This window comes from Amycolatopsis xylanica, from assembly GCF_900107045.1.
GTDB classification, from domain to species: Bacteria; Actinomycetota; Actinomycetes; order Mycobacteriales; family Pseudonocardiaceae; genus Amycolatopsis; species Amycolatopsis xylanica.
In genome coordinates this window covers 908,864-933,663 of record NZ_FNON01000001.1, presented here as the reverse complement: position 1 = coordinate 933,663, position 24,800 = coordinate 908,864, and the positions used below count along the sequence as shown (strand labels likewise).

Sequence of the window (24,800 nt, the reverse complement as noted above, 5' to 3'; positions counted from 1 at the left end):
CGCTACCCCACCGTCAGCTCTTCGGAGCCGTTCTTGGACCGCAGCTCTTCGAGTACCTGGATGGCGCCGCTGATCCTCAACAGCGTCTCGCGCAGCTCGACCTCTTCGCGGCTCAGCTCGCGCAGCCGTCCGTCGCCGACCTGGTACTCGCGCTTCAGCTCCGCGAGCCTCTCTTCCAGCAGATCCAGCACGCCCATCACCTCTCCCATCGTTGTCCTCACTCCGGCTCGACGTATCCCATCGCCCGTGAGACGGGCTCGCCGTGCAGTTCCGGGAACAGGTACCTGCCCCGGTCGGCTTCGTCCTTTTCGGACTCGACGACCAGTGGATGCGCCCGCGCGTAGACGTCGTGGCGGACGCCGGTGACCTGCCAGGACACCTTGTCGCCCGGCTCGCCGCCCGCGATCGCGAACCGGTTTTCCACGAGTTCCGCGGCGATGTGCAGACCGGGCGCGGCGCGGCCGATCGGGGTGAGCTGGTAGCGGAACCGTTCGTTGAGCGCCTCGAACCACTCCGGCACTTCGACGGTCGCGGAGCCGTCCGCGCCGAGTTCGGCCACGCCGTCGTAGACGTTCTTCATCTCGTCGCTCTCGACGGTCGAATGGCACAGCACCTTGCCCGCCGGGTCGAGCGGGTGATCGATGCGGAACTGGTTGTTCGCCTTCGTCAACGTGCCGCGGACGTCCACGTTGCCCCAGAAGAGCCCGGCCGGTCTGCCGACCGCCCAGATCCCGGCGCGGTCGCCGTCGGCGATCGCCCAGATCGCGTGCACTGCGCCGTCGTTCCTGACGGTGAGCCTGGCGGTGCGGAGATCCTCGACGCCGATGCCGACCCGGCCGGTGACCGCCAGGTTCCCGGTGCCGGGGTTGCCCCAGCCGAACGCGCCGCCGACGTTCAGGCTGACGGACGAGAAGACACTCGGGGTGTGCACGCCGGACGTGAACTGCCCGTTCTGGTTCAGCCGCAGGTACGAGTCACCGCTGGAGATCGCCAGCCGGTTGTTGAGCCCGATTGTGCCGACCACGTCCAAGGTCGTCGCGGGCGCGCTGGTGCCGACGCCGACCCGGCCGCCAGAATCCTGCATGACCACCTTGCCACCCGCGGACGCCGAGCGGATGTACCAGTCCCCCGTCGTGCCCCAGTGGACGTGACTCCAGTTGGGACCGCACGCGGGTTTGAAGAACGCGGCGGTGTTCCAGGTGTTTTCCGGGGTGTTGTCGATGACCGCGAGCATCGCGTTCGACAGCGTCGTGTTGCCGCCGACCCGCAGCCAGCCCGCCACCCCGAGATTCCCGGCGCCCAGTTCCGCGCCACCGTTCGCGCCGCCCACGTTCAGCCCGGCCACGGCCAGGCTGCCGGGCGTGGAAATGCCCCTCGCGAACGCCTTGTTCTTGTTCAGCACCAACCGGCCGCCGTCCGGCGACACCGCCGACAGCCCACCGAGCGACAGCTCGCCGAAGATGTCCACGCGCCCGGTGGCGGCCTCGACCGTCAACGCCTTGCGCGGCACGTCACCAGACAGCGAGAGCACGACGTTGCCGTCCGCGTCGGCCGCCAGTTCCGCCGCGGCGCCCTGATCGGCACTCAGCGCCGTGCCCTCACGCCGCGCACGCGGGATCCTCAGTTCGAGCTTGCCCGCGGGCAGCCCTGCCGGATGCCGCAGGCCGGTGGTCAGCGCGGTGACCTTGCCGTCCGCGTCCACGGTCACCCCGGCCAGCACGATCTGCTTGCCGACATCGGCGAACCCGGCCGCCGCGACCAGCCGCAGCCACGGCGCGTGCAGCAGCGCCGGCGCGTTCGCGACCGTGTTGTCCCCCAGCACTTCCCGCCACGTGAGCGTCAGCAGGAAGTCGCCGGGCGCGGTCGCGACGCCGACCCCGGTCACCTCCACCGGCACCGTCGGCACGTTCTGCAGCTGATCAGGATCGACGGTCGGATCGACCACGGCGAGCCCGCCCGGGGCCAGCACGACCACGTTCCCCGCCGCGTCGACCGCCGTCCCCGGCAGGACCGTGACCCCGGCCGAGCCGACGGTGGCCGTCACGCGCAGCCCGGCCGCGACACCCCAGCCATGCAGGCCAGAGGTGCGGGCCCGGTCGAGCGGGATGAGGTAGTCCTCGACGTCGGTCACGGTCTCGCCGTGCCCGGTCGCTCCACTTCGGACAGTGCCGGTGCTGACATTCCAATACTCGGTTCGCCGCAGCATCACCGGCTCCTTTCGCTCACGAGAAGATCGAGGTGACCAGGTTCCACACGGTGTGGGCCGGTTTCTGGCGGTCGACGATGGTCCGGATGGTGACCACCGCCCGGTTGAGCACGAGCCGCCTCGCGTCCTGATCAGGCGGCAGCCTCGGCTGCGCGAAGTGGATGACGACGTCGAACTGGAACGGCCGCACCCGGCTCAGCAGCAATCTCGGGTCGACGGCGGGCCAGCCACCCGCGGGCTGCCCTGGGTCGCAGACGACCAGGCGGTCGCCGTCGGCGACCATCCCGGTCGGATAGACGAACTGGCCGGGCTCGGTGATCCGCTCGGCGCGCCCGGCCGCGTCCACGCGGAGCACGGCGGCGTGCTCGGCCACCGGGCAGATGTACGGATCGGTGGTCGACGGCGAGAACGGCTTCAGCCCGGCGTCGAGCACGTAGAGCGAGCCGTCGCGGGTGCGCGCGAGGCCGGTCGGCGCGACCAGCGGATTGGCCGCCGGGAGCAGTGTGGTCTCCGTCCACACGGGAGTCCTGCGGTCGACCTTGACCAGGTTTCCCGGGAACTGCGCGGGATTCTCTGGTTCCTGGACGCCGCCGTCGCCGATGAGCAAGGTCCCGTCCGGCTCGATGGCCAGTGACAGCGGCTCGCGGACCGTGCGCAGCGGCGTGCGGGTCACGGCGAGCGGCGACGGCCGGACGGTGATGATCTTGGGCGGGTTCGGGGTGCCGGGGCCGTCGCCGCGGTCGAGCACGATCAGGTCGCCCGCCGCGTCGACGGCCATCGCGACCGGCGCGAAGGTCGTGCCGCCGCTGATCAGCGAGGTCAGCTGTGTCGCGGCACCCGTGCGGAACGGCGCGGGAACGGCCTGCAGGCGCCCGGCCCTGTCGAGAACGTAGAGCGTGTCCGGGTTCTTGCGGACGGCGACGGCCACGACCCTGGTCAGCGTGAGCGTGGTCTTGGCGATCGGCAGCGGCTTCGGCGGCGCGCCCGCCATGTCGCAGGCGCCCGCCGCGTCCAGGTGCCACACCCGGTTCTTCAGCTGCACCGCGAGTCCGTCCGGCAGCCCGAGATCGCCGACGATCAGGCCGCCGTCGGGCGCGGTCGTCAGGCACCACGGCCTGGTCACGCCCTCGGAGCGGACCTCGCGGCCGACGACGACCGGGCCTTTCGTGACCATGCCGGTCACCACGGCGCCGCGCCCCGGCCTCGGTGAGACGGCCAGCAGCCGGGTGCCGTCGTCCAGCGCGACGCGTGCCTGACCGGCGCCGAGCAGGTCGAGGTACCGGCTCAGGCCGAGTTTGCGGCCGCGCAGGCGATGGAGTTTCGCGATCTCCGCAACCACCTTGCGCCGCTGGTACTCGTCCCACAGATCGGCGCCGCGTGGCGCGGGGAAGTCGAGCCCGGCCAGCGAAGCGAGCCACGGCAGGAACTCCGGCCGCGTCGCCCACGGATCGAAGACGCCCGCTCGCCGCTCGACCTCGTCGGTGAGCGGACCGTGCGCGTGATCGCCGTGCGCCAGCTCGACGCCGTCGTCGATGCCGGTCAGCACCTTCTCGAAGATCCGCAGCATCGCGCCGAGGGAGAACTCGCCGGAGTCCTCCCACAGCACCGGTGGCAGGTACTTGAGGTAGTCGCTGTTCGCGGTCATGCGGCCTGCACCGTGACCTTGATCGTGTGCGCGCTGTCGGCCGCCGCGCACACGAGTTCGTAATCGGCGACACGCACCGAGGCGCCGAAGGGCGAGAGCCGGAACGGCCGCTCGTTGTCCTGGTCGTAGTTGGCCGCGGTGCCATCGGGGTTGAGCGGCGGGAAGTGATAGGCGGGGATGTCCGGGCGGACCTGCAGCACCGAGAGGTACCCGAGGTCCTCCGACGGCGCGATCGCGCGCAGCAGGTCCGAGGTGAGCACCGGCTGCCCGATCTGCCAGCCCGCGCCGCCAGGCCCGCCCGCGGTCGGGTGCAGGAACCGGCCGATCGCGGCCAGCATCTCGGCGCGCACCTGGTTCTGGTCGGCCCCGGCGTCGATCGCCTCCTGCCAGACGACCAGCTCGACGTTGACGGCCACCGGCAGGTAGCGCGGGCCGTGGACCTCCAGATGCGCGGTCACCTCGCGCCGGGGCTCGAGGTAGGCGCGGACCTCGCGCAGCTGCTCCTGCGCCGGTTCCGGCCGGGCGACCGACATGCCCTGATCAGGCACGATGATCACGGTGACCGAGCCGGGCGCCCTGACGATCCCGGCGTAGGTCCACGGGTCGTCGCCCTTCGAACGCGGGCTCAGGCACCGGCAGATCGCGACGTTGTCCCCGGCTTCGGTGGCGAGCAGCTCGAAGTCCTCGGCGGTCACCGCGCGGTCGCGGGCGCGGAACTCCGCCGGGGCGCGGCGCACCGTCTCGTCGACGGTCTCCTCGTCGGCGCCGTCCAGACCCGGCCCGGCGTTGGTCACCCCGGTGATCCCGGCGGGCAGCGCGCCCGCGCGGGTCGTGCCGAGCACGCTGACCTGCCCGGGGCCGACGTTCCCTGCCGCGCCCGCGTCGACGTGCCGGTAGCTCAGCGCCCGGATTTGGCCGCCGGACGGGGGAATCGAGCCGTGCTCGTCGTCGCCGAAGCGGATCTCGCCGGTAACCGGGTCGGCCAGGTACACCCGGCCGGGCCCGTGCGGGAGGGTGGCGGCGCGCGTCCAGTCCTGCCACGCGGGCGGGCTGCCGGTGCCGACCTGGATCACCAGTCCGTCTCCCCCAGGTCCTTGGTACAGCGGGGTTTTCTGGAGCTGGAAGACCTGGAACGGCTCGCCGGTGCTCTGGCCGAGGAGCTCCGGGGTGCGGATGGTCAGCGCGGTGCGTGCCGGGGCCGCGTTGAACAGCAGCCGGTCGACCTCGACCGCGACCGTGGCCGCGCCCGGGTTCGTGATGCGGGCACCGAGCCAGAAGAGCGGGTCGGCGGGGGCGGTCGCCGGGTCGCGCGGGGTCACCGAGGTCCACGGCTTCAGCGCGGGCGGCCCCGAGGCGCGCTGAGCCGCCCAGCTGTCCGGCGGGGTGACGCGGACCGTCCCGTCACGGTGCAACGCGTCGGTGCCGTCGACGACGTTCGCGATCGCGGGCCACGCCATCGGCTCGACGGTGTCCTTGGAATGCGTCCACTGCACGGAAACCTGGCCGGCCGCCGGGTGCGCGAACCGGTGCCCGATCGCGAACTCGTCCGCGACGCGCCGGTCGAAACCCAGGCACAGCTGGACGGTCTGGCCCGGCGGGACCCGCAGAAGATACCGGCCCGTCGGCGGACCGATCAGGGTCGCGGCCAGCTCGTCGTACTGGCTCGCGGCCGCGCCCGTCGCGTACGGCCCGATCAGCAGCGCGGCCTTCCACGTGGTCGGCAGCACGGCGACGTCCTGATCGGTCTCGAACACCACCGGCGGACGGCCTTCCCGTGCCGCGCTCTGCGCCTGCGTCCCGGCGGGCACGACCACCCGGCCCGCGCCGGAGGTGAAGGTCAGGTGGGTGTGCGCCGGCGCGGGCGGATTCCTCGTCACACCAAGGAGATTCAGCACCGCGAGGTGGTTCTTGACCGGCGTCTGGTTGAGCCGGTAGATCACGCCCTCGCCGAGCCACGCGAACAGCTCGATGAGCGTCATGCCGAGGTCGCCCGGGTTGTGGTCGGTCCACTGTGGAGCGTACTTCGGGATGAGCGCGCGCATCTCGTCGACCAGGTCCTGCCAGGTCCGGTCGTCCAGGTTCGGCGGGACGATCCGCCCGCGCCGCGAAGGGGAGGTCATCGCGCACGCTCCAGGTAGAACGGGTAGACGAGGTTGCGCATGTCCTGGGTGACGCGCAGCCGGTAGCGGATGTCGATCAGCAGCGCGGCGGCGAGGTTGTCGTTCGCGACCGTCACCTCGAGCACCTCGATCCGCGGTTCCCAGCGGGCCAGCGCCTCGGTCACGTGGTAGCGGGCGAGGTTCGCGGTCGAGGCGTTGTTCGGCGCGAACGCGAGACTGTGCAGGTCACAGCCGAAACGCGGGCGCATCAGCCGTTCCCCGCACCGGGTGCCGAGTATGATCCGGATCGACTCCTCGACCTTCGCGATGCCGGCCGACTCACTGAGCCCGCCCTCGGTCAGTCCTAACGGGAAAGCCAGTCCCCTGCCGTAGAAACGCTCGCTCATGACGCCACCAGCTTGAGCTGCGCGGCAGTGACCGTCAGCTTGCCCGGGACGCCGCCGCTGATACCCATGGTCGGGCCCGCCAGCGAAGCGAGGATCACCGGCATGCCGCCCGCCCTGAGCTTCACTGCCCGTCCGGCGACGATCGGGCCCGTCTTGACGCACGGAGCGTCACCGGCCTGCTTGGCCGTGCAGCCCGGTCCGATGACGGCGATCGACGACTCGACGAGCACCGGGAACCCGCGTACCGCGAGCTTCGCGGCGCTCGTCGGCCGCAGCGTTCCAGGCGGCACATGGCCGCAGGTCACGGTGCCGTCCATGGTGAGCACGTTCACCATCGCTCCCCCTCGCTCAGGTCACGTCCACTGTGGACGGTGTCATCGAGATCTTCGTGATCCCGCCGCAGGCTTCGAGGCTGATGTTCCCGAGTGCCTTGATCGTCAGGTTGCCCGCCGAGCTGATGGTCACCGACCGGGTCACCGAGTCGAGCGTGACCGAGCTGCCCGCCTTGTCCTCGATGGTCACCTTGCCGACGCCGAGCGTGTCGTCGAAGGTGATCGTGTGCCCTGCCTTGCTCTTGAGCACCCGCTTGCTGTTCATGCCGTCCAAATTGGACGCGGGTGGCAGCTGTTTCACCGTCCACAGGCCGCCGATGACGTACGGCTTGGTGAGATCGCCGTGCTCGAACGCGACGAGCACCTGGTCGCCCTTCTCGGGCAACGCGTAGAACCCCATGTCCTTACCCGCCATCGGGCGCGCGCACGGCGCCCAGCCGCTGGTGAAATTGTCCGACAGGCCGGGAAACGACACCTTCACCCGGCCGATCGGCACCTGCGGCGGCACGTCCAGCAGCTCGTTGTTCTCCTGGACCTCCGCGACCACCACGCCGTAGAACCGTTCGGGCTGGTTCGGCGACGGCAGCTCGGAGATGTGCTTGCGCAGCAGGCCGGTCAGGCTGGAATGCCCGCGCTGGGTGATCGAGAACTCGGTGGTGAACCCGTTGCCGTCGATCCGGTGGGTGACCTTGCGGACCCGGTACGTCCCGCTGAACCGGCGCCCGACGCCTCGGATCGTGACGTACCGGCCCGCCTTCAGCTCGGGGATCCCGATGCACGCCCCGGAGCCCTCGTACATACCCTCCAGCAGATCCGCGAGCAGTGACTTGGCCAGCACCATCGCGTCCAGCGGGTTCTCGATCGTCTGCTTGCGAATTCCTTTGCGCGCCAAGGACATCAGCAGGTCGACCGCCGAGCTGCCGATCCGCTCGACCAGGTTGTCCATGTCGAAGTCGGCGGCCAGCGCGGCGCCGTAGATGGTCTGCGCGAGCTCCTGGTTGTAGCCGCGCACGATCTGCAGCCCGGCCAGCCCGGCCGCCGAGATGCGCGGGCGGAACGCGGTGAGGTTGCGGCCCCATTCGAGCACGTGCGCGCCGAACTGCGGCCGGGGCAGCTGGAAGTACAGCTTGTCCCAGTCGACGTAGACGTCGAAGAAGTACTGCTGCGCCCGCGCTTTGAGGAACGCCATGTCGCTCTCGACCTTGATCGCCTGTTTCGGCAGGCCGGGCGTCGGGTCGACGATCGGGATCAGGCCGTTCTCCACCGCGATCCTGGCCGCGATGACACTGTCGTTCATGAACCGGTACTCGGTCGCCTCCGGCTGGACGCGGCGCATCTTGTACGACTTGTCGAAGCCGGACACGGTGATCGTCGGCGGCCCGTCCTTGGGGAACGACGGCTCGATCGAGACGATCTCGCCGAGCAGCGCCGGGACCAGCTCGTCGCCGTAGCCGAGGTGGATCTCGACGGTCTTGCCGAGATCGAGCAGCGCCGAGTCGAGCAGCTTGTTGTCGGCGTTGTGCATGGTGATCTTGAACGAGCCCGCGAGGTCGAGGTCGGTCTCGACCTCCAGCGAGAGGATGTGCTCGGTCAGGTCGGCGGCCAGTGTGACACCGGAGAGCCGGACCTCGAAGCGCGGCGCGAACGGCGGGGTCATGGCCGTCCCCCCGGAATCACCAGCGACCGGCCGGGCGGCAGGTGCGTGGGGTCCTCGACCTGGTTGGCCTCGGCGATCTGGCGCCAGCGTCCCGCGTCGCCGAGGTAGGCGGCGGCCAGGCCGCTCAACGTGTCACCCGCGACCGTGACGTGCACGGTCGACGGGCCGGAGACCACCGCGTCGCCGACCGCGTTGACCACGGCCGAGACGGTCGGTGAGCCGAAGAACACGCCCTGCTTGATCTCGATCCGGGCCTCGACGTACTCCTGCAACCGCACGGTCATGGTCGAGCGGACGGGCGTCCCGTCGCGGACGAAGAGCGTGAACCGCTGGCCCGCCTCGACCAGCACGCAGCGGAACTGCATGCGGCCGAACAGGAACAGCAGCACCGGCGGCGCGTGCGTCTGCTGGCGCTTGTCGAGCAGGCGGACGATCGGCTCGGTGTGCTCGCGGACGTCGGCCGGGATCTCGTAGGTGTCGAAGAACAGCTCCATGGTGAGCACGCGCGGCTTGCCGCGCACGTACTGCACCGGCGGCGCGTCCAGCCCGGGGATGCCGACCTCGGCGAAGACGTTGCCCTGGTCGAGTTTCAGCTCCTCGGGGTTGTACATGACCGAGTGGCCGACGCCCGTCGTGGTGTCGATGAGCAGCGCCTTGGCCAGCTCGTTGCCGACCGGCATGGCGGGGGTGTTTTTCGGCAGCATGCTCAGCCTCCCCGCTCGAAATCGGTGCGCAGCAGGCGCATGACGTCGTCGATCAGGCCGCGGCGCAGTTCGCCGAGGTCGAGTGGCTCCGGCGCGGCGGCGGGCACTTCGCGGTCGGTGGACGCGGTCATCGGCGTCTGGGCTCCCGGCGCCGACGGCGGCTGCGCGGGTTGGCCGGGGGTGAGACCGGGGCTCGGTGATTCGGCGCTGTGAGTGGGATGGATCGCCTGGATCTCGTGTGACACCGCGAGGTTCTCCTCGGCCGCGATCCCGCCCGCGGTCGCGCGGCGCGCGGCCTTGCCCGGTTCCAGGTGGGCGCTGACGTGGGTCGTCTCGTGGGCGAGCAGGCCGAATCCGGCGGGCTCGTCCGGCCGGAAACGGCCTTCGCGGAAGTAGACGTCGGCGCCGGTCGTCACAGCGTCGGCCCGATGCTCGCGGGCGACCACGTCCGCCGCGGGATCGTCGTGCACCCGCAGGACGTCCGCCCCAGGCCCGGAAACCTCGCGCAACCGGGCCCGCACGTCCGCCGGGACCGGCCGTCCGGGCTCTGGTGGCTCCACTGTGGACGGTTGCTCGACGGCCGTGGTGGTTTCCTCGGTGGCTTGGGGTGCGCGCCGGACCAAGGGAGCCGATGGAGCTTCAGTGCGCTCGAAGCGGTCCCCGAACCCGGCCGCCAGCCGCTCGGCGCGGCGCAGGACCGGCGCGAACCGGCCACCGGCGGGCTCGATCGGCGCGTGCCGGCCGGCGAGCGCCTGCCCCGCCTCGTCGAGCCGTTCACCCAGCGTCTTCATCCGTCGCCTCCTTCCACCAGATCGGCGACCTCGCCCACCCAGCGCAGCCGTTGCGCGTGGTCGAGGCCGAGCACCTCGGTGAGAGTCCAATGCACATGCCGTCCGAGAAAGGCCGCCTCCTGGTGGACCCGGTCCAGGGGGTAGCCCGCTATCCCCCCAGCGGCTCCACCTCCACCTGGTGGCCGCGGCCGCAGTGCGGGCACTCGACCGTCACGACCCGGGGCGTCAGCCCGTTGACCTGGTTGTAGAGGTCCTGCAGATACGCCAGGTCCTCCGAGAACAACCCCTCGATGACGCCCGCGTTGATCTCCTCGAGCGCGCCGAGCTTGACCACCACCCGGGAAAGCAGGATGACGATCAAATACGCGGGCCAGTTGCGCACGCGCGGGTCCTTCAGCGGATAGATCTCGTCGGCCGCGGTCGCCAGCCGCATCACGCCGGCGCGGTGCAGGCTGCCGTCCTTGCCGACGTAGCCCTTCGGCAGCTCGAACCCGATCTCCGTGCTGAGCGTGCTCATACCCTGGTCAGCCCTTCGTGGGCGAGCACGAGCGTATCGATCGCGATGTCGTTGCCCTTGGCGTTGAACGCCGGACCCTCCCATTTGGACGGCCACGCGCGGACGAAGTTCCACCGCGCCACCTCGGTCTGGTTGGCCAGGTCGAACACCACGATCGCGCCGGTCTTGCGTACGACGTTGCCGTCCACGATCTGCTGTCGCCAGTCCCACAGCAGCCGGGAGCCGGTGAGCCCGCGCTTGAGGGTGAGGTCGCCGTAGCTGGTCTTGCCGGGCAGTTTGCGCACGGTCGTGTTGTCACCGCCTTCGCGGTTCTCGATCACCTCGGTGGACGAGCTGAGCCCGGTGCATTCGCTGAAGCTCGCCTCGGCGATATCGTCCAGTTCGACCAGGAAGTTGAAGTTGCGGAACGGATCGACCCGCTGACCTGTCTGAGCCATTTCCCTCTCCTAACCTTCGAGTCCGCGTGCGCCGCCGTCCCACAGGCCGATGCGCAAGACGATCCATTCGGCCGGCCGGGTGGGCGCGAGGCCGATCTCGATGACCACCTGGCCGAGATTGCGCACGGCCGGCGGGTTGAGCTCCTCGGTGATCCGCACGTAGAACGCTTCTTTGGCGCTGGTCCCGAACAACGCGCCTGCCTCCCAGACCCGGGTGAGGAACTCGGTGATCGTGCGTTCTAGCCCCTTCCACAGCGCCTTGTTGTTCGGCGCGAAGACCGCCCAGCGGATGCCCTGCCTGATCGAATCCTCCACATAGGACACGAGTCGGCGGACGTTGACGTGCCGCCACTGCGTGCCCGCGGTGAGCGTGCGCGCGCCCCACACCAGCGGCGGGCCGCCGGGGAACCGCCGGATGGCGTTGATGTTGCGCGAGTTCAGCGCGCCCTGTTCGGTGTCGTTGAGCGCGAAGTCGAGGTCGACCGCGCCGCGCACGGTCTCGTTCGCGGGTGCCTTGTGCACGCCGACCGTGTCGTCGCAGCGTGCCATCACCCCCGCGACGTGACCGGACGGCGGCACGGTCACGGTCGCGGCGGCGCCCGGCTGCGCGGCCGGGTCGGCGATGACGATCCACGGCCAGTAGAGCGCGCCGAAACCGTTGTCGGACTTGAGACCGTCGCGCTGCGCCTGCAACGGCCCGCCCGCTTTGAGCGGCTGGGTGTCCGGCGCGCCGTCGAGCACCGCGAACCGGTCGCCGAGTGCCTCGCAGTGCGCGATCACCTTGGCCTGGACCGCCGGGTCGACGACACCGGGCAGGCACACCATGCTCACGTCGGGCAGCCTGGTCAGCGCGTCGAGCGCGGCGTCCAGCCCGGAGTTGTCCTTGATCGGCACGATGTAGGCGAACGTGCCGCCGTTCTCGAAGAACCCGCGCACGGCGTAGGGCAGCTGCAGCCCGGCCTTGTAGTCACCGAAGAACCCCAGGTAGGCGGTCCAGTTGGTGACGGCGACCGGTTTACCCGGGGTGTTGGCGCCGAGGTCCTTCACCGTGCCGATCAGCGCGGGGACGCTGGTGCCCGCGCCCGCGATCGGCCCGGCGGGCGTTATCTCCTCGACGTAGACGCCCGGCGCCTTCTTCTCGTAGTCGACCATCTCGCCCTCCCGGGGCTTCTCACGCCAGCACGACGTTGTGCACTTGACTGTCCTTCGCGTAGACGACGGGCACGTCCTGCGTGTGCCCGGCGGCCTGCACCCGCAGCGTGTAGCCGCCGAAGTCGAGATCGGCGACGGTGAACAGCCCGCGCGCGTCGGAGACCACGCGCGTCCCGCGTTCGACCACGGTCACGCTCGCGCCCGCCACCGGCGCGAGCGCCTGGTCGAGCACCCGCCCGGCGAGCACCGGGCGTTCCGCCGACATGCTCTCCAGCCGGAAGCCCTCGACCGCCCGGAACTGCTCCTCCGGCTGCGCCAAGGTCATCGCGATGGTCACGCTCACCGAGAACGCGGGCCGGGGCGCGATGCCGAGCGCGCTCCAGAAGTGGCCCATCGACTGGCCTTCCGCGGTCCGCGCGACCACTGTGGACAGTGGATACGGCTGGCCTGCCAGCCCGCCTTGCAGGAAGCGGTCCTCGATCACCGGGAACTTGGCCAGCCACAGCAGCGCGAGGCCGAGCAGCCGGTGTTCCTCGCGTGCCTTGAGCGCGGCCGTCTCGGCCGACCAGGCGGTGGCCAGGTAGATGCAGCTGACCCGCAATAAGGGCGAGCGGGTGCGGTAGACGTTGTCGACGCGTTCGAGCATCCGGCTGTCGTCGCGCAGCGCGCGGTCTTCGGCGACCTCGTGCAGGAAGAGGTTGACCGTTTTCTGCGCGGGCGAATACGACCGGTCGGGGCTCTCGAAGCTGACATGGGCGTTGCGCAGCTCCTCGGGAGCCGCGGCGTCGCCGAGCATCGCGCTCAGCGTGGCGTCGAGGTCGTGGAACACGCGGCACCTCCTCCTGGTTCGGGGAGGATCCGGCCCATCTTGCGGTACTCTCGCCTGATCGCGTCGAGCATCTGGTCCATGCCGAGCGCGGTTTCCCCCGCCGCGGCAAGGAAAGCGGCGTGCAGGACGCAGTTCTTGATGTTGCCTCCGGCGAGCTGGAAGTCGCGCCCGAGCCTTTCGAAGTCGAGTTCGCTCGTGGGCACCTCGGCGGGCAGGCAGACCCGCCAGATCGCGGACCGTCGTACCTCGTCGGGGAACGGGAACTCGACGATGAACTGCAGGCGGCGGGTGAACGCGTCGTCCAGATGCCGTCGCAGGTTCGTGGTCAGGATGGCGATGCCGTCGTACTGTTCCATTCGCTGCAACAGGTACGCGGTCTCGATGTTGGCGTAGCGATCGTGCGCGTCCCGCACCTCGGAGCGCTTCCCGAACAGCGCGTCGGCTTCGTCGAACAGCAGGATCGCGTCCGCGTCGGCCGCGGCGGCGAAGACCCGGTCGAGGTTCTTCTCGGTCTCCCCGATGTACTTGCTGATCACCGCGGACAGGTCGATCTTGAACAGGTCGAGCCCCAGTTCACCGGCGATCACCTCGGCGGCCATGGTCTTCCCGGTGCCCGGCGGCCCCGCGAAGAGCGCCGTGGTCGCGCCCGCGTTGGCGAACCGCCGGTCGAACCCCCAGTCCCGCCAGACCCGCCCGCCGAGCGTCACCCGCTGGCACATCTCCCGGAGCTGGGTCACCGAGTCGTCGGGCAGGACCAGTTCGTCCCACCCGGCCCTGGGCTCGACCTTGGTCGCCAGCCCCGCGAGATGATGCCGCGTCTGCGCCCGCGCTGCCGCGAACAACTCGTCCCACGTCCGGCTGCCCGCCGTCGCGACCGCCTCGGCCACTTGCCCCGGTCCGAACCGGAACCGGCCCGCCAGCTCGTCGGCCAGCTCAGGCGGCACCCCGTGGCCTTCCCACACTCGCTTGCGCACCGCGAAGCCGCGCCGTTCGAACGACACCTCGCGCACGCCGAGCGGCTCCCCCGCCCTCGGCGTCCACTCCCGCTGGCCCGCGAGTATCACCATGCCCTTGTGCTGGGCCATGGCTCGCGCCAGGTCGGCCGTCAGCGCGTCGACACCGTCTAGGTAGAGGAGCGCGCCGTGCAAGGCCGCTTCCCGGAACAGCCGGAACGGGCCGTCGGTGAGCCGGTGCAGCTCGGCGGCCAGCACCGGCACCCGTAGTTCCCCGGCGACCGCCTCCGCGGTGAACCGCCGCCCCGACCCCTCCGGCCCCCGGAAGTACCACCTCGTCTTGCCCTCTTCGATGCTGTCGAGCAGGGCGGCCGCGTCGTCCAGCGGAACGGCAGGCCAGTCTTTGTGTCCGGTCGTCAGCCGCACCCCGCACGCGGCCAGCGTGCGGTCGAGTTCCCCCAGCCCGAGCAGCACGTCGACGATCTGGTCGTCCGGCACGACGAGCCGCGCGGGCAACGGCGGCGCGACCTGCTGCCCCGGCGCCACCAGCTCGACCAGCCGCTGGCCGAGCAGCGGCGCCTCGGCCCCGAACACGCCCCGCGTCCCCGCCAGCAACTCCAGTACCAGATGGACACTCGGCCGCCGCCGTGTCACATCGTCCTGCAGGTATCCGTAAAGCCGCTCGTATCGCAGATCAGCTTCTGGCGCCAGCGCGATCAGCAGCACATCGAGTTCGAGATCGGTCAACGCGTAAGTGCCGCGTATCCATCCCCACCCCGGTTCGGCCGCCGTGATCTCATTCCAGCCGGGCTCGATCCCTTGTGGACCGAAGTTTCGATCTTCGAATGCCTTTACGGCATCCTCGGCCGTGACATAAAGGCCGCGAAAAGGATCACCGTCAAAACGTGCGCGCGCCTCGGCGAGCCCGTGCGCGAGAATGGCGTCAAGCCGGTGGAACGCGAGGTTTTTCGTGCGCGCCAACGATTCGCGCACGCCATGATCAGCCACCGCAGCCCCCTCCCGCCTGGCGAGACACGCGTTCTCCCCTTCGGTCGCGGCCCGCACCCACCGCGTAACACCGAACGCCCGGATCGCTGCCCGCCTGTGACCTGATCACCCCATTCGGACACCACCGCGAAAAATAACCACCCGAATACCCGCGCCACAGTGAATTCACCCCGGACCCACCTCTCGCTCAGGCACTCGCTGCCTAAGTAAGAGGGCGCCACCTCACTCCTGATACACGCGAATCAGGGCACGCCGCTTCCGATGAACACATCGTGTGCGTCATACGCGTCGAACCAGCCGGGGTCGGTGTACTCGCCGGAGAACAGGCTGTAGCCGCCTCCGCCGCCGACCAGCCTCGGCTTGGACATGCCACCGTCCCGGTTGTACACACGCAGCGACGCGACCCGGGAAGTGGTCACGAACACCCAGACGCCGTGGGGCGGTGAAGCCGCCGCGCCATCGGGAAGTCCGTGCCCGGCCACGGCAGGCTGGGGGGTCTTGTCTGCGGGCAGTGGATAACACGTGCTCCCCGGCCCGGCGCCCGCGATGGCCGTGCCCGCCGCGCCGAACCAGGTGCACAGCATCGGCGACCGGGTGGCCTTGTCTCCGGAGACCAAGTAGGCGACGGCGTTCCATGTTTGTCCGTTGTGGACGGACGTGGTGAGCACGAACGGCCCGGCAAGAAGTTCCGCTCCCTGCTCGGGCACGTAGACGGGGCCAGGTACCGGTCCCTGGCTCGCCGGGGTCTGCTCCCGATCCTGCCGGATCAGCATCGACGGCACCAGCACGGCCGCGATGAGCACGACCGACGCGGCCACGGCGACCAGCACGGTCTCCCGCCGCGACCGCTGCTTCCGCCCGCGCCGCCGGTTCTGCTCGGCCCAGGCGTGCGGGCTCGCCGGCACGGAGTCGGCGAGCTCGCCGAGCGTGGCGCGCACGCGCTGTTCGAACTCGTCCATCACCACTCCCCCGTTTCCCGCTCGAGCCGTTCGCGCAGCTTCCCCAGTGCCTGCGAGGTCGTCGCCTTGACCGTGCCGACGGCGATCCCGAGCGTCTCGGCGATCGTGGCCTGGTCCAGGTCCATCCAGTACCGCAGCACCAGTACCTCCCGCTGGCGCCGGGCCAGCGACCGCAGCGCCTCACGCAGATGACGATGCCGAGAGCGGGCGAAGGCGTGCGACTCGGCCGACTCCTCGTCGAAGAGCACCTCGCGCGGCGACCGCCTGACCACCCGCAGGTGCCGCAGGCGTGAGCGTGACAGGTTGATCACCGTGGTCCGCAGGTAGGCGGCGGCCTTCTCGGCGGGGTCGTCCAGCCGCGCCCACCGCTGGTGCAGCCGGGCGAACGCCTCCTGCGCGATGTTCTCCGCGTCGTCGGCGCCGAGCAGGTACGCCAGCCGCTTCATCGTCTCGAACCGCTGGTGGAACAGCATTTCGAAGGAGAACTCGGCGTCTTCGACGGCGGCAGGCCGGTCGGCCTCACGAGCGCTCTCCGACACCCACACCTCCGGGGCTTGGAACCTTGTCACGTACCGATGACGCGCTCACCCCTCGTGAGGTTTAGTCGTGAGTGTTACGACCGGTTCTAACCGGCCGCAACACTCACGACCCCCAGCGGCTCAGCCTTCGCCGAGCAGCGCGGCGACGTTCTTCCGGTCCGCGCCCAGCCGGACGTAGAGCGCGACCCACTGCCGGTCGGTCTCGGTGAAACGCTGTCCGTCGCAGTACGGCTTGCCACCGTTCGCGGTGTAGTAGCGCAGCAGGGTCAGCGTTTCGTCGGTGCGCCTGAGCTTGTCGTCGTGGTAGCGCGGACCGGGCGGCTGCGGCTGGTGCTTCATGCAGCTCAGCTCGGTCACGACCCCGTTGGCGGTCTCGTCGTCGAAGCGCGGGCCGGGGTCGGGGGCTGTCGCCGTGCACGCGACGGCGCCGAAGAGCAAGGTGACCAGTACGGCGCGGGCAGGTACGGACATGGTCTTCACGGCCTTTCCAGTCGGGCTCATCCGGCATCTCGCAATCTCGCCAGCGTGGTCCGCGCGGCGTGCGCCTCGACGGCGGAGAAGTTCGGGTTGATCCGCAGCGCCTCGGCGAGCGCGGTGACGGCTTCGGGCTTGCGGCCGAGCCCGGCGAGGATCATGCCGCGGTGATAGAGGAACGTGGCGTTGCGCCAGCCGGTGCGCGCGGCCTGGTCGGTGTAGGGCAGGGCTTCGGTGTCGCGGCCGTTGAGGTGCAACGCCCAGGCCACCGCGTCCGCGACGAACACGGGGTGCCGCCGGGCCCACTCCGCTTCGGCGAGTTCGAGCGCCTGCGCGGCGTTGCCCCGGTCGACGGCGACCAGTGACGCCTCGAGGTCGATGTTCGCGCCGGAGTCCGCGTCGACCTTCTGCTGCTGCTCGATGATCGTGTACTGGCGGCCTGCCCCTTCCAGGTCACCGGTCGACGTAAGCAATAAGGCGTAGGCCTGCAGGTTCCCGAGGTTCGGCTGCCGGAAGACGAGCGCCTGGAAGCCCGTGAGCGCTTCCTGGGTGCGGCCGCGGGCCGCCGCGACCATCGCCTTGCCCTGCAGCAGCGACGCCGCGTCCGGGACCGCACGCAGGCCAGCGTCGTAGTGGCGCTCGGCTGTGTCGACGTCTCCGTTGTCGAACGCGAGCTCGCCGAGCAGGTGGCGGCAGAACACGATGTCGCCGGGGTCGATCGCGTCCGCCAACGCCCGGTCGAGCGCGTTACGGGCGTCGTCGACGCGGCCGTGCAGCTCGAACTCGTAGGCGGCGCGGGTGAACGACGAGACGCCCGGTTTGAGGTCCAGCATGCGCTGCAGCGCGGTGGTGGCCGCCTCGGTGTCACCGAGCTGGGTGTAGGCGTCGGTGAGCACGCCGTACACCTCCGCGTTGTCCGGGAGCACGGCCTTCGCCTTCTCACCCCAGTCGCGGGCGGCGGCGAAGTCGTGCCGGGCGTTGGCGAGCGCGCCCAGGCCCGCCAATGCCTTTCCGTTGCCGTCGGCCTGCTGGGCCAGGGACTTGCGCAGCGCCGCTTCGGCTTTCGGGTAGTAGGTGGGATCCGAGTGGGCTCGGGCCGCTTCGACGTAGGCGGCGCCGAGTTCGGCCCAGGTCCGCGGATCCTGGTCGCGGCGGGCCAGCTTGTCCCGCGCCGTGGTGATCGCGCGGTCGAGCGCGTTCGTCACGACGGCCGGGCCGGGTGGATCGGACGGGACGGACACGACGATCGTGACCGCGAGCAGTGCGGCGCCGAGAACGACCAGGACCGCGCGCGGTCCGAGGCGCCGGATGCCGCTTCGTGAGGCTGACATCGGACAGGCCTTCCGGGAAGGGTGGCCGCCGCGCGACGGCGGCGGCCACCGGGGACGGGCTACTTGGACGAGTTGACGGCGACGTTGTTCGGCAGCGCGACGTACGGGAACACCGCGCCGAACGGGACGTTGTTCCGGTCGACCTGGTCACCCGCGGCGAGCGCGGGCACGATGCCGCTGACCGCGGCGCCTTCCAGTACCTGCACGCTGATGTCGAGCGCGTCGTCGGCCAGCCTGCGCCCGTTGGGGAACCCCTGGCGGTCGCCGCCGAGCAACCCGAGCCGGTTGGGCTGGGCGGCGGGCGGGATCGACGTGTTCAGCCGCAGCTGCTCCGACGGCGCGAACTTCGCGGGGTCGACGTCGGCGTTGTTGAGCTGCGAGTTGAGATCCAGGTTGCCGAGCATGGTGCCGAACTTCGTGGTGATCCCGTACAGGAAGATCTCCACCAGGTCGTTGCGCGGCGTCGTGGGCGCGGGGATGCCGTAGATCCGCTGGACGAGCGTGGGCACCTCCGGGAAGTTGACCCTGTTCACCAGCGCGGGCACCGTCCGGTCCTGCTCCGGCAGCAGCGAGTTGAACTTGTCCTTCAGCCCCGCGGGCACCACGACCTCGTTCACCAGCGGGTTGCCCAGGCGTGAGACCTGGACCTCGGAGCCGGTCGACTGCTGCGTGCCTGGCGACCGCAGCGTGATCGAATAGCGCTCGGTGTCGCTCCAGATCCCGATGTTCGGGTTCCGCACCGGGTTGTTCCCGAGCGTCAGCGTGCTCTTGGGCACCTGCAACGCGATGGTGTTCACGTTGTAGCCCGCCACCGTGTCCTGCCCGACTTCGGACAGATTGCCGCCATAGAGCCGGTCGAACACCCGCAGGTCCAGGAAGAACGGGTCGTCGGCCTGCCCGGCGAAGCTCTGCCCGCCGCCGGGGATCGCGGTGATCGCCTGGTTGCGCAGCACCCCGTAGTTCGGCATCGAGGCGGGCCCGACGTTCGACGGCGCGACCTTGGCGCCGCTCGCCAGCGTCGTCACCTTCCCGTTCGGCCGGTCGAACAAGGTCAGCGTGTACGTCTGGCGGAACAGCAGATCCGGGTCGTCCAGCGAGGTCACCGGATCGTCGTTGTAGAGGAACGTGTCGTTCCCCCGCCGGTCGTCGGTGCGGAAGTCCCACCGGTAGGTGAGGTCCGCCTTCGCGTCACCGTTGTTGTCGATGTTGAGGTCGTAATGGGCGTCGGTGGCCCACGGGTAGAAGTTCGGTCCCCCTTGGGGTTCTTCGAACGGGTACCAGTTCGCGATCAGGGTCACGGTGTCGGGCTTGTCCGGGCTGACGAACGCGTACACATCGGTGTTGTCGACCGGCGGATCACCGGCGATCAACGGGGCTTCCCGGTGACTCGACGCGAGCACCGGCCCGGCCGGGCCTGCGACCAGCCCGGCCAGCACCGTGCTCCCGACCGCGAGGACGATCGCGGCGCGCCGCCGCCTGACGGCGCCGCGGCGAGCGGAATAGCGTGGTGACATTTCCTTTCCTTTCCACGAAGAACACCACCCGCGAAGCGCGGGGCCACCGAGAATGCAGACGGTCACCAGTGGCGGAGTTGTGGAAATGTTGTGGTGCGCTACGGCCTGTCGAAGACCGGGCGAGGTCCGTGGTGCACGACGAGCAAGGCGGGCGCGGCCTTGTCGACCGCGGTAAGAGCCCGGTGCTGGGTAGCCGGGTCGAGCGCGCCGAAGGTCTCGTCCAGGACGACGATGTCGGCGTCCTGCAACAGGGTCCTGGCGAGGAAGACCAGGCTGCGTTCCCCGTGGGAAAGCTGCCACCCCGTCTCGCCGACGATCTGCTGAAGGCCGGACGGCATCCGGTCCAGCAGCGGCCCGAGTCCCAGGTCCTCGCAGACGGCTCGCGCGTCCTCCAGATCTTGGGGCTTCGCGGGCCAGCCGCGCCCGAGCAGCACGTTGAACGCCAGTGTGCCGAGCAGCAGGTGGTTCTCGTGGAATTGCGGCGCGAGCACGACGCGTCGCCGCCATCGCTGTTCGCCGACCTCGTCCACCGAACGGCCTCGCACCAGCAGGGTTCCTTGCCGTGGCCTGCGCGATCCGGCCAGCACCGCGACAAGAGTCGACTTCCCACTCCCCGATGGACCGTCCAGCAGCAGCCGATCACCGGGCTCGATGCGCAGGTCCACCTCGGCCAGCACGGGATGTCCCGGATAGCCGAAAGCCACCGAGTCGGCCGACAGCAACGGCATCCCGGGCACCGGATCGGCCCCGGAGGCCACCGGGTCGCCGGTTTTGTTGCGGAGCAACGGTTTCAGTGTCGACCACGCTGCCGACGCGTCGGCGATGTTCCCCAATCCCGAGGTGAGGGTGCGCAACGCCGCGGCGGCGAGCAGGACTCCTCCCGCACCGGCGGCCAGGTCACCGGCCGACGTCCACAAGCCGAGCACGCCGACGAGGACCCAGCCCCGGGTGCAGACGGCGGACAGCACCACCATGCGCCGATCCGTCTTCTGGGCGCGGGCCTCGTACTCACCCAGCGCCGTCTCCTCGCCGGTGTGCCAGTCCGAGTGCGGCTGCTGGGCGAGCCGTGTCCGGTGGCCGAGCATCTTGGCGACGAGGTCGTCCGTCAGCTCCAGCCTGGTGGCGGTCCAGCGGTCGCGTGCCCGCACATACCGGTGCGCCACCACGAGTGTGGCCAACACCCAGATCACCAGCGCCGCCGTCGTGACCACCGAGGTCGTGCTCAACGCGACGGCGGCGATCGCCAGTTCCACGCCCGCGACGAGACCGAGCAGGCCACCGCCGATCGCCAAGGTCTCGACGGCCTCGACCTCCAGTACTCGGCCGAGCAACCGGCCCGCACCCTGGTCACAGAGTTCGTCGGGATCCAGGCCGAGTGTGCCTCGCACCAGCCGCCGGCGCAGCGAGCCGCCCAGCCGCAACGCGATCGACGACTGCAGCCGGACGGCCAGCAGGTGACCGAGCGCAGAGCCGGCGAGCAAACCGAGCCAAGCGGCGAAATCCGCTCCGTCGACGCCGCCCGCGAAGGCGGCGCGGCCAAGGACGACCCACGAAAGTACAAAAAGGACGTACGCGGCCGTGTGCGCACCCAGGAACAGCGCGAGCCGGATGCTCATCGCACGCACCCGTTTTCGACTCGGATCCGGCGCCAGCGCTCGAGAATCCCGCCCGCTTCGGCTTGCTTCTCGAGCAACCGCCGAAAGACCGGGCTCTCGGCCACCAAGTCCGGCGGGCCATCTTCGACGATCCGGCCTTGGTCCATCACCAGCACCCTGGAGAAGCGGAGCGCTTCGTGCGCGTCGTGGGTCACCATCAGCAGCGTCGCGCCCGGCCACCACGAGTCGAGACGTCCGAGCAGCCGCTCTCGCCGTGCCTGGTCGACACCGCGGAACGGCTCGTCGAGCAGCGCCAGCCGCACGTTCGACCGCAAGAGGGCCCGGCCGAGCCGCACACGCTGTCCTTCGCCGCCGGACAGCAGCCCACCGGCGTCTCCCAATCGGGTCGCCCGCAGCGTCGTCAGCTCGGCATCGACCAGTGCACGGGTGTCGTCCCGCGTGGTGTTGCCGTAGCGGAGGTTGTCGGCCAGCGAACCGTTCCAGAGCCGCACAGCCGGGTCCACCCACGCGGTGTGCTGCCGGAGTGCGACGGGATCCAGCGGCGCGCCGTCGACGAATGCCGTGCCGGACGCCGGCACATGCCAGCCGAGCAGCAGGCCGATGAGGCTTGACTTTCCCGAGCCCGACGCACCGACAACGGCGATGCGTTCGCCTGCCGCCACCTCGAGGTCGACCCCGTCGACCACGGTGTGGCCGCCCGCTCTCACGCGAACCTGGCGCAGGGCGATCGACACTCCGCCTGCAGCCGTGGCCGCCGCGGTCGGAGCCTGTTCTCGGGGCGCGGCAAGGGGTTCGAGCAGGCGAAGCGCGACGTTGCGATGCCATGGCCATTGCCGGGTCAGCCGCCCCAGCCGGGCGCCGAGCGTCGGCAAGGACACCGCCCAGAAGACCAGCAGCAGGAAGGTGGCGGGCTCGTGCCCGCGCACCTCCCACACCAGCCACGCCGCAGCGGCGACCCCGCAGATCCGCTGCGCCGCCTCGCCGAAGACGACGGCGCGGGCAAGCGCGCGCCCGCTGGCCGTCCAGTCCAGCAGCCGCCGGTCGTGTTCGGCCGTGACCACGGCCTCGGCGGTGTGGGCGCGTAGCGGGACGAGGCCGAGCATGCCATCGAGGAAGAAGCGGGCCAGCGCGCCGGAATGACTGCGCTGGCGCAGATCCCGCTCCGCGAGCACCGGATGGGCCGCGAGCGCGGCCGCGATGGCGATCATCGCCGCCAGCGCGGCGGGCAGTGCGGCGCCGGGATCGATCCACGCGACCGCCACCACGACGGCGGCGATCTCGGTGAGGGTGCGAACCACTTCGGCGCCGAGCGCGGGCAGGTCGCGCAGCTGGTGCAGTCGATGAGCCCGCTCCGCGAGATCGGAAGTCGGCCTGCTCCGCAGATATCGGTCCGGCAGCAGGGGCAGCCTGGCGAGCAGTGTCCGCCTGAGCCCGAGGTCGAGCCCCCGCCCGAGCCGCGCGGCTCCCGACGCCAGCGCCGTTTCGAGGACGAGCAATCCGGCCGCCAGGCCGAGCAGCGGCCCGAAGCCGCCGTTGATCACTTCACGGAACAGGGCCGCTTCGAAGGTCACGCCGATCGCGGCCGCCACCGCCGCCACCGCGAGAACTCCCCACGGAACGGGCCGCACCATCGAGACGAGCGGCCGAGCGGGCGGCTCGGCGAGCGCCGCCCGCAGTTCGGCGGGCAGCGTTTCGACGTCGACCGCCCCGGCTCCGTGCACGCGAACCAGCACCGCGCCCCGCACCACCGCGCCGTCCGGCAGCCGATGCGAGTGGACGTAGACATCGCCCGAGAACCGATCGGCGCGCACCCAGCGACGGCCCACGGCCGGATCCATGATCTGCAGCAGCCGTCCATGCCGCCGCCACACCACGACGAAGTGCAGCGTGCCACCCGGCTGCTGGACGACCACGAGCGCGGGCAGGCGCAGAACCACCCGCTCCGGCGCCACCATCACCTGGGTGACCTCGAGGCCCAGCAGCCGGGCGGTGTCCTCGATGGTGTTGATCGAGGTACCGTCCACATCGGTCTGACAGGCTTCCCGAAGCCGCCCATAGCTCGCCGAGATCCCGAACCCGGCGAGCAGGCACGTCAGCGCCGCGGGGCCACAGTCCATTCCGGACGTCTGCACCACCTCGGGGACCAGGAACCGCCTGGTCACAACGTGGCCACCGTCCGGCGCACGGCCAGCACACGCGGATGATCGTCCGGCAACCGCCCGGTCATGAGCCTTTCGGCCTGAAGCAGCAGCTCACGCCCCTCTCGCTCCCGCCCGCTGTCGAGCAGGAGGACGGCGAGGTTGTGCAGCGTGACCGCCACGTCGGGATGGTCCTCACCCAGCGCCGCGATCTTGCCCGCGAGCGCGGCGCGGTAGCTCGCCTCCGCCTCGGCGACCTTGCCTTGGCGTGCCCGCAGGTGCGCGAGATTGCCCCTGACGACGGCGATCTCGTACTCGGCCTCGAAGACCTCCAGCGCGGCGAGGTAGGCCCGCTCGGCGTCCTCCAGCCGACCGGCGCTCAGGTACAGCGACCCCAGCGCCCCCAGGTCGGCCGCCACCTCAGGATGGTCTTCGGGCCGGACCCGCCTCCGCAGCGCGAGTCCATTCTCGGCCCAGGGAATGCCCCGCTCGGGCCTGCCACGCTCGTGTTCGAGCCCGCCGAGGTTGTGCAGGACGGCGGCGACCCCCAGCGGATTGCCTTCGTGACATTCGAGCGCCAGCAGATAGTGGGCCTCGGCTTCCTCGAAGTCACCACTGAACTTACCGACGATTCCCAGTGCATTGTGGACACTCGCGGTCTCGCGGCCGTCGACCGCTTCAGCCTCCGCAATGGACAGTGCGAGCTTCAGCCGCGTGCGGGCGCCGGCCAGGTCACCCAAGATCCGGTCGAGATTGGCGAGCGCGGCCTGTGACCGCACCCGCAGGATTCCCACCTCACGAACCCCGCTGCGCGGAAATCCGTCCAATGTGGTCACGGCGACGGCGGCGACCTCCCTGGCCGCGGCGAAGCGTCCCGCGCGTTCGTGAACGGAGGCAAGCGTCAGCTGGGCGTTCGCGATGTCGGGGTGCTTGGGGCCGCTCTCGGCGGTCAGGAGCTCGACCGCTCGCGTGGCCTCGGTGAACGCTGCGTCCAGATCACCGGCGTTCAGCGCCGCCCGGGCCGCGGACAGGGTGGTCACGCCGTCCATCAGCGCGCGAAGATGCCTTCGGAGTGGTTGGATTTCTCCTCATCGCCGCCAGCCTTGACATCCGTGCGGACGATCAGCTCCTCGGCGTGGTTGTGCTCGTCGCTGTCCGCTCCGGCTTTGACGTCAGTCCGGACAACGAGTTCCTCGGCATGATTGTGCGTGTCGCTGTCCGATCCAACCTTGACGTCGGTCCGAACGACGAGGTCCTCAGCATGATTGTGCCCGTCCGTGTCGGCTCCGGCCTTGATCTCGCTCCGGATGACCAAGTCCTCGGCATGGTTGGCCTTCTCCTCGTCCCCGCTGCCGCCTGCCTTGACGTCGGTGCGCACGACAACCTCGTTCGCCTGCATGTCCTTCTCCTCATGATCAGCCTGATGCGGCGAAGGATATGTGCAAGCCCGTCCCGGTTGACCGGGAATTTTGTCCCGGGCCGGCTGGGACAA

Annotated in this window: 23 protein-coding genes; all 23 read right to left on the bottom strand. The window is 70.3% G+C overall.

Annotated features, from left to right (window positions below; translation table 11 throughout):
* Positions 1-2 precede the first annotated feature (2 nt).
* The 23 genes from BLV57_RS04070 to BLV57_RS03955 all read right to left on the bottom strand — a co-directional run bounded on the left by BLV57_RS04070 (position 3) and on the right by BLV57_RS03955 (position 24,707).
* Positions 3-209 (bottom strand): hypothetical protein, encoded by a 207-nt coding sequence (locus tag BLV57_RS04070; protein WP_218134586.1) that lies wholly within the window; start codon positions 207-209, stop codon positions 3-5.
* Between the two features lie 8 nt (positions 210-217).
* Entirely contained in the window at positions 218-2,206 is a 1,989-nt protein-coding gene (locus tag BLV57_RS04065; RefSeq protein ID WP_091286701.1) for a hypothetical protein, read from the bottom strand.
* Between the two features lie 16 nt (positions 2,207-2,222).
* Positions 2,223-3,851 carry a phage tail protein gene (locus tag BLV57_RS04060; protein WP_091286698.1) on the bottom strand — a complete coding sequence of 543 codons (1,629 nt, stop codon included), beginning with the start codon at positions 3,849-3,851 and terminating at the stop codon, positions 2,223-2,225.
* A complete protein-coding gene (locus BLV57_RS04055) occupies positions 3,848-5,971 on the bottom strand; it encodes a putative baseplate assembly protein (RefSeq protein WP_091286696.1) in 2,124 nt (707 codons plus the stop codon). Before BLV57_RS04055 ends, BLV57_RS04060 begins: the two co-directional genes overlap by 4 nt.
* Positions 5,968-6,357 (bottom strand): GPW/gp25 family protein, encoded by a 390-nt coding sequence (locus BLV57_RS04050; RefSeq protein WP_091286693.1) that lies wholly within the window; start codon positions 6,355-6,357, stop codon positions 5,968-5,970. The genes BLV57_RS04055 and BLV57_RS04050 overlap by 4 nt, the downstream gene beginning before the upstream one ends.
* Positions 6,354-6,692 carry a hypothetical protein gene (locus BLV57_RS04045; protein WP_091286690.1) on the bottom strand — a complete coding sequence of 113 codons (339 nt, stop codon included), beginning with the start codon at positions 6,690-6,692 and terminating at the stop codon, positions 6,354-6,356. Before BLV57_RS04045 ends, BLV57_RS04050 begins: the two co-directional genes overlap by 4 nt.
* A 13-nt stretch (positions 6,693-6,705) precedes the next feature.
* Positions 6,706-8,346 (bottom strand): phage baseplate assembly protein V, encoded by a 1,641-nt coding sequence (locus BLV57_RS04040; RefSeq protein ID WP_091286688.1) that lies wholly within the window; start codon positions 8,344-8,346, stop codon positions 6,706-6,708.
* A complete protein-coding gene (locus BLV57_RS04035) occupies positions 8,343-9,050 on the bottom strand; it encodes a CIS tube protein (protein ID WP_091286686.1) in 708 nt (235 codons plus the stop codon). Before BLV57_RS04035 ends, BLV57_RS04040 begins: the two co-directional genes overlap by 4 nt.
* A 2-nt stretch (positions 9,051-9,052) precedes the next feature.
* Complete coding sequence (locus tag BLV57_RS04030) at positions 9,053-9,841, bottom strand: eCIS core domain-containing protein (protein WP_091286683.1); 789 nt, start codon at positions 9,839-9,841, stop codon at positions 9,053-9,055.
* Positions 9,842-9,989: 148 nt separating this feature from the next.
* Positions 9,990-10,358 (bottom strand): hypothetical protein, encoded by a 369-nt coding sequence (locus tag BLV57_RS04020; protein ID WP_091286678.1) that lies wholly within the window; start codon positions 10,356-10,358, stop codon positions 9,990-9,992.
* Positions 10,355-10,795 (bottom strand): phage tail protein, encoded by a 441-nt coding sequence (locus tag BLV57_RS04015; protein WP_091286676.1) that lies wholly within the window; start codon positions 10,793-10,795, stop codon positions 10,355-10,357. Before BLV57_RS04015 ends, BLV57_RS04020 begins: the two co-directional genes overlap by 4 nt.
* Before the next feature lie 9 nt (positions 10,796-10,804).
* Positions 10,805-11,947 (bottom strand): phage tail sheath family protein, encoded by a 1,143-nt coding sequence (locus BLV57_RS04010; RefSeq protein ID WP_091286674.1) that lies wholly within the window; start codon positions 11,945-11,947, stop codon positions 10,805-10,807.
* Between the two features lie 19 nt (positions 11,948-11,966).
* Positions 11,967-12,776 carry a Pvc16 family protein gene (locus BLV57_RS04005; protein WP_091286672.1) on the bottom strand — a complete coding sequence of 270 codons (810 nt, stop codon included), beginning with the start codon at positions 12,774-12,776 and terminating at the stop codon, positions 11,967-11,969.
* Positions 12,749-14,476, bottom strand: coding sequence for an ATP-binding protein (locus BLV57_RS04000; RefSeq protein WP_143046976.1), 1,728 nt, complete (start codon positions 14,474-14,476; stop codon positions 12,749-12,751). Before BLV57_RS04000 ends, BLV57_RS04005 begins: the two co-directional genes overlap by 28 nt.
* Positions 14,477-14,979: 503 nt before the next feature.
* A complete protein-coding gene (locus BLV57_RS03995; RefSeq protein ID WP_091286666.1) occupies positions 14,980-15,696 on the bottom strand; it encodes a hypothetical protein in 717 nt (238 codons plus the stop codon).
* Positions 15,696-16,235, bottom strand: coding sequence for a sigma-70 family RNA polymerase sigma factor (locus BLV57_RS03990; RefSeq protein ID WP_245757142.1), 540 nt, complete (start codon positions 16,233-16,235; stop codon positions 15,696-15,698). The genes BLV57_RS03995 and BLV57_RS03990 overlap by 1 nt, the downstream gene beginning before the upstream one ends.
* 120 nt (positions 16,236-16,355) lie before the next feature.
* Positions 16,356-16,736 carry a hypothetical protein gene (locus tag BLV57_RS03985; protein ID WP_245757141.1) on the bottom strand — a complete coding sequence of 127 codons (381 nt, stop codon included), beginning with the start codon at positions 16,734-16,736 and terminating at the stop codon, positions 16,356-16,358.
* On the bottom strand, positions 16,733-18,040 hold the full coding sequence (locus tag BLV57_RS03980; RefSeq protein ID WP_091286663.1) for a tetratricopeptide repeat protein: 1,308 nt from the start codon (positions 18,038-18,040) through the stop codon (positions 16,733-16,735). The genes BLV57_RS03985 and BLV57_RS03980 overlap by 4 nt, the downstream gene beginning before the upstream one ends.
* Positions 18,041-18,099: 59 nt before the next feature.
* A complete protein-coding gene (locus tag BLV57_RS03975) occupies positions 18,100-19,554 on the bottom strand; it encodes a DUF4331 domain-containing protein (protein ID WP_091286660.1) in 1,455 nt (484 codons plus the stop codon).
* Positions 19,555-19,652: 98 nt separating this feature from the next.
* The gene (locus BLV57_RS03970) at positions 19,653-21,170 is read right to left on the bottom strand and encodes an ABC transporter ATP-binding protein (protein WP_091286657.1); all 1,518 of its coding nucleotides are present in this window, start codon (positions 21,168-21,170) and stop codon (positions 19,653-19,655) included.
* Positions 21,167-23,332: an ATP-binding cassette domain-containing protein gene (locus BLV57_RS03965; RefSeq protein WP_091286654.1), complete on the bottom strand. Its 2,166-nt coding sequence runs from the start codon at positions 23,330-23,332 to the stop codon at positions 21,167-21,169. The genes BLV57_RS03970 and BLV57_RS03965 overlap by 4 nt, the downstream gene beginning before the upstream one ends.
* Complete coding sequence (locus BLV57_RS03960) at positions 23,329-24,357, bottom strand: tetratricopeptide repeat protein (protein ID WP_091286651.1); 1,029 nt, start codon at positions 24,355-24,357, stop codon at positions 23,329-23,331. Before BLV57_RS03960 ends, BLV57_RS03965 begins: the two co-directional genes overlap by 4 nt.
* Complete coding sequence (locus BLV57_RS03955) at positions 24,357-24,707, bottom strand: hypothetical protein (protein ID WP_091286648.1); 351 nt, start codon at positions 24,705-24,707, stop codon at positions 24,357-24,359. Before BLV57_RS03955 ends, BLV57_RS03960 begins: the two co-directional genes overlap by 1 nt.
* Positions 24,708-24,800: the final 93 nt, after the last annotated feature.